At 61.6% G+C, this 16,795-nt stretch carries 13 protein-coding genes; 8 read left to right on the forward strand and 5 right to left on the reverse strand.

Features of this window, described 5'->3' with window-relative positions; genetic code table 11:
- Positions 1-27 precede the first annotated feature (27 nt).
- Complete coding sequence (locus tag ACRQHG_RS07570) at positions 28-699, forward strand: histidine phosphatase family protein (protein ID WP_435719889.1); 672 nt, start codon at positions 28-30, stop codon at positions 697-699.
- A 68-nt stretch (positions 700-767) separates the two neighbouring features.
- On the opposite strand, the gene ACRQHG_RS07575 is transcribed toward ACRQHG_RS07570, so the two are convergent.
- The 3 genes from ACRQHG_RS07575 to ACRQHG_RS07585 are packed head-to-tail and all read right to left on the reverse strand — an operon-like array spanning position 768 to position 3,725.
- The gene (locus ACRQHG_RS07575; protein ID WP_435719890.1) at positions 768-1,262 is read right to left on the reverse strand and encodes a PLD nuclease N-terminal domain-containing protein; all 495 of its coding nucleotides are present in this window, start codon (positions 1,260-1,262) and stop codon (positions 768-770) included.
- Positions 1,263-1,302: 40 nt separating this feature from the next.
- A complete protein-coding gene (locus ACRQHG_RS07580) occupies positions 1,303-2,211 on the reverse strand; it encodes a 1,4-dihydroxy-2-naphthoate polyprenyltransferase (protein WP_435719891.1) in 909 nt (302 codons plus the stop codon).
- A 59-nt stretch (positions 2,212-2,270) separates the two neighbouring features.
- Positions 2,271-3,725, reverse strand: a complete 1,455-nt coding sequence (locus ACRQHG_RS07585; RefSeq protein WP_435719892.1) for a hypothetical protein — start codon at positions 3,723-3,725, stop codon at positions 2,271-2,273.
- Between the two features lie 236 nt (positions 3,726-3,961).
- Here ACRQHG_RS07585 and ACRQHG_RS07590 point away from each other — a divergent pair, with 236 nt between their 5' ends.
- From ACRQHG_RS07590 to secA, 3 genes are all read left to right on the forward strand, one after another.
- Positions 3,962-4,666 carry a class I SAM-dependent methyltransferase gene (locus ACRQHG_RS07590; protein WP_435719893.1) on the forward strand — a complete coding sequence of 235 codons (705 nt, stop codon included), beginning with the start codon at positions 3,962-3,964 and terminating at the stop codon, positions 4,664-4,666.
- Between the two features lie 50 nt (positions 4,667-4,716).
- Positions 4,717-5,721 (forward strand): polyprenyl synthetase family protein, encoded by a 1,005-nt coding sequence (locus ACRQHG_RS07595; protein WP_435719894.1) that lies wholly within the window; start codon positions 4,717-4,719, stop codon positions 5,719-5,721.
- Between the two features lie 209 nt (positions 5,722-5,930).
- Complete coding sequence (gene secA, locus ACRQHG_RS07600) at positions 5,931-8,909, forward strand: preprotein translocase subunit SecA (protein WP_435719895.1); 2,979 nt, start codon at positions 5,931-5,933, stop codon at positions 8,907-8,909.
- 238 nt (positions 8,910-9,147) lie between these two features.
- Here secA and ACRQHG_RS07605 read toward each other — a convergent pair whose 3' ends face one another.
- Entirely contained in the window at positions 9,148-10,227 is a 1,080-nt protein-coding gene (locus ACRQHG_RS07605) for an Rv3235 family protein (RefSeq protein WP_435719896.1), read from the reverse strand.
- A 90-nt stretch (positions 10,228-10,317) separates the two neighbouring features.
- The gene (locus tag ACRQHG_RS07610) at positions 10,318-11,349 is read right to left on the reverse strand and encodes a LysM peptidoglycan-binding domain-containing protein (protein WP_435719897.1); all 1,032 of its coding nucleotides are present in this window, start codon (positions 11,347-11,349) and stop codon (positions 10,318-10,320) included.
- Positions 11,350-11,760: 411 nt separating this feature from the next.
- On the opposite strand from ACRQHG_RS07610, the gene ACRQHG_RS07615 reads away from it, so the two are divergent.
- The 4 genes from ACRQHG_RS07615 to ACRQHG_RS07630 form a co-directional block, all read left to right on the forward strand.
- Positions 11,761-12,339: a hypothetical protein gene (locus tag ACRQHG_RS07615; protein WP_435719898.1), complete on the forward strand. Its 579-nt coding sequence runs from the start codon at positions 11,761-11,763 to the stop codon at positions 12,337-12,339.
- Positions 12,336-13,292: a CpaE/TadZ family protein gene (locus ACRQHG_RS07620; RefSeq protein WP_435719899.1), complete on the forward strand. Its 957-nt coding sequence runs from the start codon at positions 12,336-12,338 to the stop codon at positions 13,290-13,292. The genes ACRQHG_RS07615 and ACRQHG_RS07620 overlap by 4 nt, the downstream gene beginning before the upstream one ends.
- Before the next feature lie 13 nt (positions 13,293-13,305).
- Positions 13,306-13,827 carry a DUF6912 family protein gene (locus ACRQHG_RS07625; protein ID WP_435719900.1) on the forward strand — a complete coding sequence of 174 codons (522 nt, stop codon included), beginning with the start codon at positions 13,306-13,308 and terminating at the stop codon, positions 13,825-13,827.
- A gap of 1,118 nt (positions 13,828-14,945) precedes the next feature.
- Positions 14,946-16,795 (forward strand): thrombospondin type 3 repeat-containing protein (locus ACRQHG_RS07630; RefSeq protein ID WP_435719901.1); only part of this gene is annotated, 1,850 nt, incomplete at its 3' end.

A 16,795-nucleotide genomic window follows, 5' to 3' on the forward strand; every position in this document is an offset into this window, starting at 1 on the left:
CAGCTCCCGGTGCCGTAGACTGGCATCATGATTGACGTAACAGTTGTTCACCTGGTCCGCCACGGAGAGGTGGATAACCCCAGCGGCGAACTGTACGGCCGCCAACTCGGTTTTCACCTCACTGATTTGGGCCGGGAGATGGCCGGCAGTGTTCGGGATTTCTTCCGCGGTCGCGATGTGCGGGCGGTGATGTCTTCACCCCTGGAGCGGGCTATTGAAACTGCCACCCCTACCGCTGAACTTTTCGATCTTGAGATTGGCACCGATGCCAACCTCATCGAAGCAGGTAATAATTTCGAGGGCATCAATGTCAACCGGAATCGCTGGATTCTGGCCTCCCCGAAATTCTGGCCGTGGTATATCAACCCCTTCCGGCCCTCCTGGGGTGAACCCTATACGGATATTGCCGCGCGCATGACGAATGCGGTGCGAAGCGGGCTGGCAGCGGCTCGCGGTGGCGAAGCGGTGCTGGTATCCCACCAGCTTCCGATTTGGACGCTGCGTTCTTTCGTGGAAGGCCGTTCCCTCGCTCATGATCCGCGCCGGCGCCAGTGCGCGCTGTGTTCGGTGACCTCGCTGACCTTCCAGGGCACCAGCCTGGTGGCGGTGGATTACGCCGAACCCGCAGCCGAGCTGCTGGCCCGGGCCCGCGATATTACCCCGGGCGTTTCCGCAGCGGACGAAAACCGTGGAGACTAGGCGAGACGCGAAGATAGAGACAGCCCCGCCGGACTGGCGGGGCTGAGCGGCTCGTAGAAACTAGCGGGTTAATCCTGCGCGGGCGGCTGGGATGCCGGCCGGCCCTCAGGTTCCTCCGGATTATGCGGATTATCCGGCTGCGCGCCGCCCGCTTCCGGGCTGCCCGCGTTTTTCGATTCACCGGCGCTGGGGGAGTCCGATGCGGCGTCGGGTGCGGCGTCGTTCTCCTTCTGTTGCCGCTCCCATTCGCGGAAACGGTTTTCTGCGTCCAAACGGGACAGGAAGTCCGGATCGTCGTCGGGCGCAACGGGGCGACGGCGCCGCTGCGACGAGGAGCGACCCCGGCCAAAAGAGCCGAGCGAAATATTTTGCTGCGGGAACTTGACCGGGAAAGAAAAAGCGATCCACAGCAGCGACCCGAGGACCGGCACCAGAACCGTGAGGGCGAGCCACGCCGGCTTACGCAGTCGGCCGGGCATGCGGGTGGTGTCCGTGCGGATGACGTCAATGATGCCGTAAATCCAGATGCTGACGGCAAGAAGTGCCATAATTACTCGGGCCATACCACCATCTTAGTCGCTAGCGCGCGGAGGCTGCAGGCACCTAGACCAAGAGCGAACTGGCCCAGAAAGAGACCAGCACCGCCAGTGCGAAAGCAAGCTCGGTAATACCGGTAGTTTTCAGGACCGGGATGAGAGCACGCCCCTGCGCGCGGGACGAGCCGCGGCTGAGCATCCGCCAACTATTGCGCGCAGCAATGGCGAAAGCGGGGAGGTAGAGGAGGAGGGATGCCTGGTGGGTGCTCGGCGTGAACGCCAGCACGACGCCGCAGCCCATCGCCACCGCGAGCATGAGCACATAGACGCGCCGCGCCCATGTATCACCCAGACGCACCGCGAGGGTGCGTTTCCCGGTGACGGCGTCGGTGGGAATATCGCGGATATTGTTAGCCATGAGAATGGCGCAGGCAATAAGGCCGACGGCGCTTCCGGCCACCCAGGCCTGCCAGGGAACCGTGCCGCTCTGGATATAAACGGTGCCGGCGGTGGCGACCAAACCGAAGAAAATAAAAACAAAGACTTCGCCCAAGCCCATATAGCCGTAGGGGTGGCGCCCGCCGGTATAGAACCAGGCGGCCAACAGCGCGCCCACGCCCACCGCGATCAGCCACCACTGCCCGCACCAGGCAATAATCACCAGCCCCACGAGCGCCGCGAGGCCGAAGCAGGTGAGTGCCACCGCGAGCACCACGCCCGGGCGCACGGTGCCGCCGCCGGTGAGGCGGGGCGGGCCGGTGCGGTGATCGTCGGTGCCGCGGATGCCGTCGGAATAGTCATTCGCGAAATTCACGCCGATCTGCAACAGCAGGGCGAGCACGAAAGCCAGGGCAAGAATCGGGCCGTACAGCGTGCCTTCCCACAGGGTGATCCCGGCCCCGGCGATAACGGGGGAGACACTCGCGGGAAGGGTGCGAACGCGCGCCCCTTCGAGCCAATCAGTAACAGTTGCCACGGCCGCCTATTCTAATCGAGGGGAACGCTCCGAGCGCATCACCTAGCCCGCGCTGGGGTTTACGGCCGGTCCTCGGGCTGGGGAGCCGGCGCCTGCGGCGGCTGGGCCTGCATCGGCGGCTGGGCCTGCATTGGCGGCTGCGGCTGCTGGGGCGCCGGCGCGGCCGGGGTACCCGGATACTCCGGATGCAGGGGCACCCCGCCCGGGGCGCCGGGAACGGAAGGATGATGCGGGATATCCGAGGCGTGCGGAGTGAGGTAGCCCGTAGCCATCGTTTCGGGCGGGCGGGTGCGGAAGGGCCGCGAGAAAGCTTCCACCACGAGGCCCAGGCCAATCCCGATGAAAATGAGGTACCAGTGCAGGTCGTAACTGGCACTGGCCAGGTCCATGCCCTGCGCCGCCATCTTGGCGGAACCGCGGGTAATACCCCAGATCACCGCGGTGGTGGCTCCGAAACCGAAGGGCATCACCGTCCAGGCAATAGCACCGAATTCCATACGCGGATCGCGCGAGCGGCCCCAGCGGTAGGCCGTCCACACGAGGACCAGCACCATGGAGATAAGCGCAACGATGGTCGGTGCGGTGGCCAGGTTATCCCAGAGCAGGAAGGTGGTATCACCCTGGGCGTTCACGCCCATGCCCAGGCCGCTGGCGTCATACTCGGCCGCGAAGGACGCACCCACCGCCCCGAACATGGTCATGACTCCGGTGGTGAGGAAGAAGGGGAAGGCCAGGAGGAGCCACGCGATCTTGGCATCCTGGCGGACCATGAGGTCAATACCGAAAGCGAGGGCGGAAATGCAGCTCACCAGGATAAAAGCGGTGAAGGCCAGGCGCACCGCGTGCGCGTAGGTGGGAATAGAGGAGGCCGCCGTGAGGGTGAAACGGTTCCGCGGGGTGGATTTCACCGTGGTCATGCGCCCGAAGCCCGCGGCGAAAAGCCCGAGCGGGAGGCAGGTGAGTGCGGTGAACAGGGGGCTGGCCTGCAGGGCCAGCGGCGGAATGGGCTGACCCATGACGGCTCCGCCCGGGCTCAGATCCACCCGCATGAACGCGGCCAGCCCGGCTCCGATCGCCGCTAGCACCCCGGCCGAAACCCAGGCCGGGACCCAAACCAGCAGGGTGGAATTGCGCTTGCCGCGGCCTACCCACTGGTTGAGGAAGTAGATAATGAGGCCGATGAGGAGGGTGAGGGTGAGGGCGGGAACGAAGAAACTCATATCCACAAGATTCGGCTCGGCCACCACCCGCGCGGTGCCACCCAGGGCCAGCAGCAGGGTGAGGGCCGCCCACTTCGGGGCGGTGAGCACGTCACTAAGATTCACCCCGCCCATATCGAGCTCGCCCATGCCGCGCAGGCCGAGCCAGGCGAAGAAAAGCGTGATGAGGAACGTGACCACCACCGCGATCACGGGGCTCATAAGAGCCACAATCCAGGTGCGGGCGCCAAAATCGCGGCGCACATCGGCCAGCAGCGGCGGTGTCATAGCTGGCATGGGCGTGGGCAGGGACATGATGACTCCTCAATTCGTGACTTCTTTTTCAGTCTAGTCGCCGCCCGTTGGAAATTCGCCGGTTTGAGGTCCCGTGGGGCGCGCGCCAACCCGGCGGCTTTGCGCGGATGTGCACGTGGACTTTACGCGGATGCGCAGCCGACTGCGCGCGGATGCACACGCGACTGCGCCCGGGCTGCGCAGCCAGATAGAATTCCACTCTTGCCAAATACGCCCAAGCTGGTTGAATAGAGGGCATGTCTGCACGTGCACAACTCAGTAAAGATCCGCGCGCCGTCGCCGGAATGTTCGACCAGGTCGCCCCGCGCTACGACCTGAGCAATGACCTGCTCAGCTTCGGGCAGGTGCGGCTGTGGCGCCGCTACGTCACCGAAGCCCTGCGTATTCGCGAGGGGATGGAGATCCTCGATCTGGCCTGCGGGACCGGCACCTCCACCGAGCATTTCGCCCGGGTGGGGGCGCGCGTGGTGGGCGCCGATTTTTCGGACGGGATGCTCGAGGTTGCGCGCCTACGCCACCCCGACTTGCGTTTTGTGCAGGCCGATGCCTGCGATCTTCCTTTCGCGGATAATACGTTCGACGCCGTAACTATTTCCTACGGCCTGCGTAATATTCACGATCCCATGCGAGCCCTCCAAGAAATGGCCCGCGTGACGCGCTCGGGCGGGCACGTGGTGATCGCCGAATTTTCCACGCCCACCTGCGCGCCTTTCCGCACCCTCTACCACGGCTACCTGCGCCACGTGCTTCCCCGGGTGGCGGCCCTGGCATCCTCGGATGGCCCGGCCTACGCCTACCTCATGGAATCGATTATCGACTGGCCCGATCAACGCACTCTAGCCGGCTGGCTGCACGCGGCCGGGTGGCGCGACGTTGAATACCGTAATATGTGCAACGGGATCGTTGCGCTGCACCGCGCTACCCTGCCGGCGGCGCACTGAGGCACCGGGCCGCGGGCCGGCGCACCATCGGAAAGCTAGGATTGGCTATCGTGAAAGACCTGACTGTCGAAGAGCTGCTCACCCGCGTGGGGGAGCGGCTCGGCGTCGTCGAAAAAAAGCTGGACGCGGCCACGCATTTTGGTGACCTGCGCGTGGACCCGATCACCACGTATCTTGCCGAGGCGGGCGGGAAACGGATGCGGCCGGCGCTGGCGCTGCTCTGCGGGTATCTGGGCCCGGAGCCGGAATCCGAGCGGGTCGAGCACGTGGCGGTGGCGATGGAGCTCACCCACCTGGCTTCCCTCTACCACGACGATGTTATGGACGAAGCTCCGCTGCGGCGCGGGGTGCCGGCCGCGCACCGCAGCTACGGGAATTCCGCGGCGATTATGGCCGGAGATATTCTTTTTTCGCGTGCCTCCTCCATGATGGCGGATTTGGGGCCGCGGGCCGTGAAGGATTACGCGGAAACGTTTCGGCGCCTGTGCACCGGGCAGCTCCTGGAAACCGTGGGGCGCAGGCACGGGGCGTCCCCGCGGGCGCACTACCTGGAGGTTCTGGCCGGGAAAACCGGTTCGCTTATTGCGGCCTCCGCGCGTGAAGGCGTGTATGCGGCGGCCGGGAGCCGGGAGGCGGAGTATGCTCACGTTGCCGCCCAGGTGCAAGAATTCGGCGAAAACGTGGGGATCGCTTTCCAGATCGCCGATGACTATATCGACGTCGTTTCCGAGGAAACCGGTAAAGAACAGGGCACGGACCTGCGCGAATCGGTGGACACCATGCCCACGATTTTGTTGCGGGAACGCGCCGCCGCGGGGATTTTGGACGACGCCGGGCTAGCGATTTTGGCGGAATTGGACCGCGGGGAGCTGGCCGGGCAGCGCCTTGATACCGTGCTCGGCGTGCTGCGCAACCATTCGGTGATGGAAGAAACCCGGGCGCTTGCCGAGGAATGGGCCGGGCGCGCGGTGGCCGCCATTGCTGACCTGGAGAATGGGGCGGTGCGGGATGCCCTCGCGGAATATGCGCGCTCGGTGGTGGCGCGCACGGCCTAGATTAACAGGCACGGCCTAGGAGGCGGGATGGCGGCGTCGTCGTACCTATGCTCGCAACCACGCAAAGAAGCGCGCGAAGGCCTGGTACTAGGCTGGTGAAAAACTGAGCGTAATGAAGAACGCAAAGCTAATGGTGAAAGAGGGGCGGCGGGGCACGCTTCTACCCCGTACAATTGCATCCGTATGCCCACGGTAAGGAGCTCGACGAAGTGGCACGCTTGATTGATCGTATCCTTCGCGCCGGCGAAGGCCGCACGCTGAAGAAGCTGAAGAACATCACCGCGCAGGTCAATGCGCTCGAAAGTGATATCTCGGCGATGAGTGATGAGGAGTTGCGCGCGCAAACCGATAGCTTCAAGGAGCGCCTGAAAGAAGGCGAAACCCTCGATGCTATCCTTCCCGAAGCTTTTGCCACGGTGCGTGAAGCGGCGGTGCGGACCATCGGCCAGCGCCCCTACGATGTGCAGGTGATGGGCGGCGCTGCCCTCCACCTGGGCAATATTGCCGAAATGAAAACCGGTGAAGGTAAAACGCTCGTGGCAACCATGCCCGCCTACCTCAACTCGCTCACCGGTGAGGGCGTGCACGTGGTCACGGTTAATGATTACCTGGCTTCTTACCAGTCTGAACTTATGGGGCGCGTCTATCGCTTCCTCGGGGTGACCACCGGGTGTATTCTCACCGGGCAAACTCCCGAACAGCGCCGCGAACAATACAATGCGGATATTACCTACGGAACCAATAATGAATTTGGTTTCGATTACCTGCGTGACAATATGGCCTGGCGTACCAGTGAGCTGGTGCAGCGCGGGCATAATTTCGTTATCGTTGACGAAGTTGATTCCATTCTTATTGACGAAGCGCGTACCCCGCTGATTATTTCCGGCCCGGCCGAAGGTGATGCTAATAAGTGGTATCGCGAATTCGCTCGTCTGGTGCTGCGTATGCGCCGGGATACCGATTACGAAGTGGATGAGAAGAAGCGCACCGTGGGTGTGCTCGAAGCGGGCATTGACAAGGTGGAAGATGCCCTGGGTATCGATAACCTGTACGAATCCCTCAATACTCCGCTTATCGGCTACCTGAATAATGCGATTAAGGCCAAGGAGCTTTTCGAGCGGGACCGCGATTACGTGGTGCTCAACGGCGAAGTGCTGATCGTGGACGAACACACCGGGCGCGTGCTGCCCGGGCGGCGATACAACGAAGGCATGCACCAGGCGATTGAAGCCAAGGAAGGCGTGGAGATCAAGGCGGAGAACCAGACTCTGGCCACGATCACCCTCCAGAACTACTTCCGCCTGTACAACAAGCTGTCCGGCATGACGGGTACGGCAGAAACCGAAGCTGAGGAATTCGCCTCGACGTACAAGCTCGGCGTCGTTCCCATTCCCACGAATAAGCCGATGATCCGCAAGGACGAACAGGATCTTATTTATCCCACCCGTGCCGCGAAGCTGCGCGCGGTTGTGGAAGATATTGTGGAACGCCACGAAAAGGGCCAGCCGGTCCTGGTGGGTACCGCCTCGGTGGAAGCTTCCGAAGAGCTGTCCGATTTGCTCGCCCGTGAAGGCATTGAGCATCAGGTTCTCAACGCGAAGCAGCACGAGCGGGAAGCGCGCGTGGTGGCGGAGGCCGGGCGTAAGGGCGCGGTCACGGTGGCCACCAATATGGCCGGCCGCGGTACTGACATTATGCTGGGCGGCAACCCCGAACATCGCGCGGTGGATGCGCTGGCGGCGCGCGGCCTGGATCCGGAAGAAACCCCGGAAGAATACGAAGCGGCCTGGCCGGAAGAACTGGCACGCCAGCAGGAAGCCGTCAAGGCCGAACACGAAGAAGTGGCCGAATTGGGCGGCCTGTACGTGCTCGGTTCGGAGCGCCACGAATCCCGGCGTATCGATAACCAGCTGCGCGGGCGTAGCGGGCGCCAGGGTGACCCGGGCGAATCCCGCTTCTACCTGTCGCTGGAAGATGACCTGCTGCGCCTGTGGGGCCAGGGCATGGCCGGGCGGATGCTCAGCTACGCCATGGACGACGATGCTCCCATCGAAACGAAGCAGATGTCGAAGAACGTCTCGCGGGCGCAAACCGAAAATGAGGCGCGGAACGCGGAAATGCGGAAGAACGTCCTCAAGTACGACGACGTGATGAACGACCAGCGTACCGTGGTGTACACCGAGCGGCGTTCCATCCTCGAGGGCGAAAATATGGAGTCCATGGTGCAGGGCTTCCTTGACTTCGTGGTGGATGACGTGGTCAGCGCCCACACCGCCGATGATAATGAGGAAGCGTGGGATCTTTCCGCGCTGTGGACGGACCTCAAGGGCTACTACACCCCCGGATTCACCGCGGAGGAATACCTCGACGAAATTGGCGGGCCCTCCCAGTTGGATCGCACCGCGCTCAAGCGCGAGCTTACCGATGATATTCACGCCCATTACGAGGAGCGCGAAGCGGAAGTCGGCGAGGAAAATATGCGCGAACTGGAACGCCAGATCGTGCTATCCGTGCTGGATCGCAAGTGGCGCGAGCACCTCTATGAAATGGATTACCTCAAGGAAGGTATTGGCTTGCGCGCCATGGCGCAGCGCGATCCGCTCGTCGAATACAAGGACGAGGGTTACCGCATGTTCCAGGCGATGAATGACAATATCATGTCGGAAACCGTCCGGTACCTCTTCAAGTTTGAGCTTCCTTCCGAACGCGCCGCGCGCCTGGAGGTGGAAGCCCAGGCGAGCGGCCCGGTGACTGTGGCGGGGAATACCGCGGCGGGTATGGCCGGCCCCGGGGTGGCGATTCGCACCAGTGGTGCGGGCAGTGCCGAGCAGGTATCCGCCTCCCAGCAGGCGCTGCGAGCCGCCCAGGAACAGCAGCGCCAGTTGCTGGAGGAGAAGCAGCGCCAGGTGCAGGCGGAACAGCAGCGGGCTTTGCAGGCCGCGGTGGGTGAAGGCGCCGAGGGTGCCTCGGGCCAGCGCGTGACGGCGGAATCCCTCGGGATTAAGCAGCCGAAGCGCCAGCAGAATGTTTCGTATTCTTCGGCCGCGAAGGACGGTTCCGGGGAGACGGAAACCACCGGTGCGCGCGGCGGTTCGCGCGGGGGCCGGGGCAGCGCGGGCGGTGCTGGCGGTGGTAACCGGGCGCAGCGCCGGGCCGCGGCCAAGCAGAATAAGAAGCGGCGGCGGTAGGCGGTTGCGAGGCCGTTAGTTAGCGGGTCGTTCGTTAGCGTGCCGCGAGGCCGCAGCGAGCCGTTAGTTAGTGGCCGCGAGGCTACCGCAAACGGTTAGGCGAGAGACATACGGGTGCCGGCCGGTCACGTGCGTGATAGTGCGTGACCGGTCGGCACTTGTTTTGTTTCGGTTGCGTTGCAGCCTAATGGCCCTGCGTGCGCGTTTCGGGATAGTTTTTGTTATCCGTGCGGCCCGTTCACCCAATTTCCAGGGCGACGACGATCCAGCGGCCCGCGAGGAATTCCATACGCATGGCAACCGCATGGGTCCGCTCACCTGAATATACGCAGGCGATGACCTCGGCTACGCGTGGGCGTGGATGCGTTATTTTAAGCGTGGAAATCCGCAGGTTTCCCAGCCAGGGTGCTTTCCCCTTAATGCGCATAGCCAGGCCGGCCCGGCGCACCAGCGCGGCAAATACTTCCGGGATGAGATGCGGGCGCACATACCCGGGCGCGCGGTGGCCCAGCAGTACCTCAATGGAGTAGATAATTATTCCGGCAGCGAAGCGATGTGGTGGTCGGATCTCGGGCGGGAGTGGATCATCGAGGGTGGCCATCTCCTCACGCCACATATCGCGGTAGGGCGCGGCGGATAGCGCGAGCCGGTTCCATTGGTGGAGTTTGGATTCGCTTGGAATGGCTGTGTAGGTATCGGTGCTGTTCTCAGCATTGATGGCGTGGAAGTCATCGGCAGGGTCAACGCCATCAGTGAGGTAAATATCATCGATTAGTTCAAAGGCGTCGACGGGATCCACGCCTTGGGCGGGTTCCATACCGTTCGTGAATTCCACGCTGTTTGTGGGGTCCGCGTCGGTGCCGGGGCGCTCGCCAACCAGAGCGTCGGGTAGCTCCGCGTGCTCGCCTACGAGCTCGCCCGCGGACTCGCCTACGAGCCCACCCGCGGACGGCGGCGCGTTTTCCGCCACGCAGGTATCTTCCTCGTGGAGTGCCGGCGGGAACGGCGGGTGGCGGGTGACCGCCCGATATTGGGTAACTTCCGCGAGTTGAACCTGATCCAGAGTGGACACAATTTCATCCATATCCGGCTGCGCAAATACCGGAGGCGGTGCAGGTGGGAGCCGAGAAACCTGAATCATCTCCGGCTCCTCCGCCCCGAGATGGGAACACGAACCTGACTGGCTCTCCGTTGCGACTTCCTCGGGAGGAGGCAGATCCTGACCCGCAGTACTGGTTATGGGCTGCAGTTCGGGATGGGCGGGCGCCGTCGTTTCAGTAGCACCGGGGGTATTTTCGGTATGCGGAGCAGTGGACATGGGTCCTCCTAGAGATGCGTGGGGTAGGGGAATCAACCTCGATGGCCGAGGCAGGACTGAACATGGGTGGTGGGAGCAGATGCGTGAGTCTTACTCCCGCACTGGCGGAAGAATAAAGTGTTCGCCGGGATAAATGAGGTCGCTATCCTCGATGGTGTTGGCCGCGGCGATGGCATAGGTATAGCCGAGAATATCCGCATCGCTCGCGCCGGCCCCGAGGTGCGTATCGGCAATATCCCAAAGGGTGTCCCCGAGCTGGACAATATAAATCGGGGGAGGCCCTGCCGACGGCAGCTCCGCGGGCTGCGGATCCGAGTTGAGGAGCGGGGCAGCCAGCCGTGAAATCTCGGTCGGGGAAAGTGTGGGTGTGCTGCGCGCGGTTGGGCGTAACGATTCGGTGGGAGCGCTACCCGGGTTGCTTGGCTGAGCAGCCTGAACAGGTTTGGCAGGTTGAGCAGATTCAGCCAGGTCATCCGGCGAACTCAGCGCACCCGGTTCTTTTGGTGCGTCCGCTTTACCCGGCGCCTTGGCTTCATCCTGCGCATCCGCTTCGCCCGATGCATCTGCTATACCCGTCGCGTTTAGTTCGCCAGGCCCAGACGAAGGCGATGCCGCAGATGGCGCCGGCGGGTGCAGATAGTAGCCACCCGCACCGTCGCGATACGAGACGTCACCGAGCAAGTCATCAGGATTCACGCGGAACAACCCGGTGGGATCTGGACTGGGTTGGGAAGGTGAGGTGAGAAGAGCGGAATAGTCACCGCCCCAGCCAATATCAACAGCGCTGCCGGAATCCGGCTCCGCGGCCAGTGCCCCGGGCATGGCCACGAGTGTAGTGGCGAGAGTGCTGGTGAGAGCCGCGCGGAAATGGCGCCCGCCGATGCGACGGGCGAGGCGGGTGACGGCGTCGTCCTTCCCGCGCGCGAAGCGCGCAACCGCGCAATAGCAGAGGGTGAGCCGCGCGCATGCCAAGCACGCGACGATGCATATGCCCACGGTGAGAGTCCCGGTGAGCTGGGCGACGCTCCCGGGCGGGGCATGCAAGCGGGCGGTCGCGACCGCGAAAAATGCGGACGCGAGCCCTGCGAGCGCCGATAACAGCGCTTTGATCGTTGCCGACATCGTGAACCTCTTCAGTGGGGTTACCGGTCAGGATCGAAAACCTCGTGCGCCGCTCGTGATGAAGAGCGGGTGGCACGCGGTTCTCACCGTGGTGGTATGACTAAATGTCCCGTGTGGCTCAACTATTAATCAGCCGGGTACACCCGGCCTCATTCCCCTGTGGATAACTCATGTAAGAAACAGCAAGGAATGCCCCGGATATCCACAAGCTGTGGATGGGGACTTGGCGAGTTGCACGCTACCTGTCACACTGACTCCACGGCGCGAGCGGGCGTGACCGGAGGCTAAAGTGGTGGTTATTTCTGGTCGTTTCCGGTTACTCCGCATCGCTCCCGGTCGCGAGTTTTCGCGGCCACATACGGTCGAGTGTGGTCAAGTTCGCTCAAATGCGACAATCGGAAAGGATGGCGGATGCGTGAGAAAACGTGGGCGCGGTGGAAAGATCCGCGTCTGGCAGGTGGGGTGGCGTTGATTGCTGCCGGTGCGCTCGCGGGCGGGTATGCGTTGCGCGGCCCGGTGACCGTTCCCGTTTATCGGGCAACTGAGGCGATGGTGCCCGGCACCTCGCTGGATGAGGCGGCTTTGGCAGTGGTGGAAGTGCCGGCCGGGCTGGCCGACGCCTATATCCCGGCAGGCCAGGCCGGTACTGTGGGGCGCACGATTTACCCCGGTGAACTGGTCGAAAAGTCGGCGTTACGCATGTCGGGCGAGCGGGTGGTGACAATGCTGCCGGTCAGCGGTGCACTTCCCACCGCTCTGGCGCGCGGGGCACCGGCCCAGCTATGGGCGCTTCCCGCCGCGGGTGGTACCGGCGAAAAATCTCCCGCCCGGCTTATTTCCCGGGAGGTTATTTTCGCGGGAACGACCAGTGATACCCATTTCGCGGGCGCGGCGGCGATGGAAGTACATATCCCGCGCGCCGAGCTCGGGGCTGCGCTCGAAGAGCTCGCGGCGGGCGCGTCATTCACCCTGGTAGGTGAGGTGCGATGAGGTCGAATCCTGAGCGCCGAAAACGTGCCAATATCCCGAAGCACACGAATTCTGCTGAGCGTGCCCATGCCGATCCCGGTTTCCTGGTGGCCATCTGGGGGAGCGCGGGCGCCCCGGGCCGTTCCACCCTGGCACGCGATCTTGCCTGGGTGTTGAGCGAGCGGCATGCGGTGCTGCTGGCGGATGCGGATACCCGCACCCCGTCCTTGGCGCAGCTCGTGGACCTGGGCGAGGAGTCAGCCGGGCTCATCGGGGTGGCCCGCGCCCTGCATGCCGGCGATGCCCTTGAGGCGCAGCTTCCGCGTTACGTCCGGGAACTGCGCGCCGGCCCGCGCGGTACCCTACACTTCCTCCCCGGTCTCAATCGCGGTGGCCGCTGGCGTGAACTGGTCGGGCCCGGTATCGGCGAGCTCTGGGATAAGCTCCGGCCTTTCGCACAGATCACCATCGTTGATTGTGCCGCGGAACTGCCCGCTTTTCTCGACGAAGCCGATATCCGGGCGGCCGGATTCCCCCGCTCGAAGCAGCCTGATCTGCACGAGCAGCTAGGCCAGCGTGCCCGGAGTAGCGAGGGATGTGCCGGGGCGAGCGGGGAGCGCGATAGTTTGACGCTCAGTGCCCTTCTTGCCGCGGATCTCGTGGTGGTGGCCTGCCGCGCCGGACCGGTGGATCTGCGCCGCGGAGTGGAGGCGTGGTGGCGGGCCCGGGCGCTGGGCCGCGCGGCTTTGCCGGTGGTCATCCGCGCGGGTCTGGAGGATCGCGTTACCTTCGCCTCGCTTCTCGGGGAGCGTGAGATACCCGCCGTGATAGGGGTGGGCGACGACGCCGCTCGCTACGCACAGGCCGAACGAGCCGGCACCAGCGTGGTGGCTGTGGCCCCTCGCAGCAGGGTGAGTCGGGATGTGCGGCGGCTGGCGCGTGCTGTTGTGGACTATCGGGGTGTGGGGCGGTGAGTAGACTGGGCGCATGAGAATTTATCTTCCGGCTACTCCTGCCGATGTGGCGATGTCCGTGCTTTCCGGGCGTGTGGTGCACGCGGCAACGGAGGCTCTGGCGCGTGAAGTGAATGATGAAGATCGTGACTATCTCGAGGCGATTGCTTTCAACGCGGCCGCGGATGATTCTTTGCGTGCTGTCGCGGCGATGTTTGCTGGGAAGGCTGATCCTCAGTTCGGGGTAGTACTGCCGGAGCGGGGCGGGCTGCGCCCGCGTCGGGTTGTGATTGCCGCTGAGGTGGCACCCGAGAAATGCTGGGATCTTGCCAACCCCGAGGAGTATTTGCCCACGGCCCTTGAGCTTTCCGAAGAGCTTTCCTGGGCCGACGTGGTGTCTATCCACGTGGATGGGGCAGAGATGGAACCCTACGTGCTGGCAGGGCCTGATGACGAGGCCGCTTTCGAGGTACTCGCTGAGGAAGACTTGCTCTGGTACGACGTTTCCGAACGCCTTGATCTAGCCCTCGAACTGGGCGCAGCGGCAAGCGTTTAAGACGCCGACATGGTTATGTGGTCTGGATGTGCATGCTGATCGGATGATGTTGCATGTATAGCCGCTTGTTATGAAAACCGCGCGAATAGTTTTCTCATATCTGTGAGACTGATTCTCTCAAAGAGGCTATGTGCAAATTGAATAATGATTCACAAGTTCGCGTTCTGGCGGGTGGTTATGTTCCACACACTTTGTGGAAAATAAGTTGCATAACGACTGCAAGATGGGCGGAAAGCCCCCTATCCATTGGGGGTCGCCCAATAAAGCCCCAGGTCAAAGCGGTATGTGCATAGTTGATGATGTATTGCTAAATATCGAAGGGGATATTCATGGTTGTGTTACGATTTTGAATGTTTAGGCGATACGGTGTGTTACTGATTATGTTTTGGTGATACTTGGGTGTATCACTTTCATAATTTTTACCTATGTGACGGCGTCCGTCTCCTAAATATCCGTATATCTAACCAATGGAGAAAAGATGTCTCACTACACGGGGTCGCTTAATTCGGCACCCGGCATTTTCGCTCCGGCTGGCAATCGAGCGGGGGGGGGTATCTCTTCGTAAGAAGCTGTGGGCTGGTCTCACTGCTGCAGCTTTGTGTTTGAGTCTCACCCCGACGTTTAGCGCTCCTTCTGCGCAAGCCTATGAGCTACAGCGGTCAGACGGTAATCTCGGTGAAATTAAAGGCTCGGTATATGGCCGAGTTTTCCATGACCGAGGCGGCAGTATCGCTAGTTTTGACAGTAATGATGAGGGCCTACCTGGCGTCAAAGTGTATGCCCAGTGGGTTGATTTTAAAAACAAAAAGCTGAAGGGTGCTGTCTCGCCGGTCTATTGGACCGAAACTAAAGCCGATGGCAAGTATTCGATCAAGCTCCCTAATTGGACGGACGCACTTGGTATCGAGCATGAGTGGAAAGCTCAGGCAGGGCAAGGCTTGCGTATTTGGTCCGATAACCCCGATAAAACCAAGTACGTCAATTCATTTGTCGAATCCGACGGCGTATTTGTTAGTAACGGGATGGTGCAGCGTTATGTAGGTACGTGGAATGCATGGCCACAGTCCGCTGCGGAGAACTTCAATATTTCATATCAGGAGCGCCCGCAAATTAGCGAGATGTTCCCGGATGAGAGCACCTGGAAGGAAACCACCAACCAAGAAAACGGTGGCTGGGTTTCGGGTCGTGTTTTCTATGACCAGAGGAATGTGTTTGGTGCGCCCAAGGCGGTGCGCATGTTCCAAGACAGCTTTGGTGATGTTGCAGTACCTGGCGTTAAAGTGGTCGGCGCTTACGTTCAAGACGGAGTTGCGAAACTCTTCGACGAATGGAAGAAGAATCACAACGGCTATACTCGCGAGCAGTTTAAAGCTGCGCAGCGTGAAATTATGGCGAAGTATGAGCAGGAGACCGGGAAGAGCGCTATCGCCGAGACTTCCTACGCAGTCACGGATGCCAAGGGTAAATATCACATTCAGTTCCAGGGCCTGTGGGGTGACTCATACAGCTACAAGGGAATTGTGAATGCTGGGCAACACGGCGATCCGGTTCCCGAAGGTGCGAGCGCTTCGTGGCTCAAGGGTAACCTCAAGTCGCGACACGTTAACGTCGAATATATGTACGTTGCTCCCGTTCTTCCTGCTGGAGTAGGGGGCGCCCTTGATAACTTCCCGGATAACTTGTATCAATACGGCGCCCAGGTTGTTGACTATGCGACCGACGGCGCGATGAGCAATATTAGGGATCAAGATTTCGCTCTTCGTATGGAGGATCGCGATTTCCAGGTTGTGGAATACAACCAGACCACTAAGCCTGCGGCTCCTGGCGTGACGGTCGAAACGAAGGCTACTGGCTTTGTTCCCTCGAGCGGTCACGAAATTGTGTGGACGGATTCTGAAGGTAACGAGGTGCATAAGTGCATCTCCACATCTTCGAACCTTGGAGTTGTGAACTCGTGTCCTTTGACGGTTCCAGCTGATCTCGATCATGACGAAATCTACACGGCAACAATCTATCCCGAGGGTTCGCGTGATACTGCGCTAGCCAAGGACGCGTTCGCTGCGAAGCCCACTCCGGAGTACAAGCACACCTCGGTTGACCTCGACACGACCGAGACTGTTGCTTCGCCGCTCCATAAGGAGAACGGCACCAAGCCACGAGACGCGAAGTATGCGCCTCTCGAGGAGAATGTTAAGATTCCCGAAGATCTGCTTGCTGATGTTGACCAGGCTAAGGTGAAGGTTGGTCAGCAGCCGTGGGCGACGGTTAATGAGGATGGAACCATCTCACTTGCGCCGAAGAAGGGCGAAGCCGAACCTGGCGAATACCTCATCCCGGTCAAGATGACCACACCGACGGGTGAAAAGATTCTTCTTGCTCCGGTTACGGTGCATGATCCGAATTCCGATGGTGATAACGACGGTACTCCGGATCTGAGGGATCAGTGCCCCACGGTTGCTGGGCCGGCTTCCAATAATGGATGCCCAGCTTGGGGTGATGGTGATGGTAAGCCCGGTGCGGACGTGACGTTGGAGAAGGATCCGGCTAACGGCGATATCCCGAACACTGCGACCTGCGAAGCTGGTAATGGTGCTACCTGCACTATTGGCGCCGATGGCAACGTTGTTGTCACGGTTCCTGGTGATGCCAAGGATAAGGACGAGATCACCGTAACCATCAAGGATGGTGACAAGGTCTTCGACACCTCCAAGGTGACCGTCACCGATCCGGATACCGATGGCGATACGGTCCCAGATTCTTTGGATAAGTGCCCGGATGTGGCTGGGCCGGCTTCTAATAATGGTTGCCCTGCGTGGGGTGATGGTGATGGTAAGCCCGGTGCGGACGTGACGTTGGAGAAGGATCCGGCTAACGGCGATATCCCGAACACTGCGACCTGCGAAGCTGGTAATGGTGCTACCTGCACTATTGGCGCCGATGGCAACGTTGTTGTCACGGTTCCTGGTGA

It is taken from the genome of Actinotignum vesiculae (genome assembly GCF_051267215.1).
Taxonomy (GTDB): domain Bacteria; phylum Actinomycetota; class Actinomycetes; order Actinomycetales; family Actinomycetaceae; genus Actinotignum; species Actinotignum schaalii.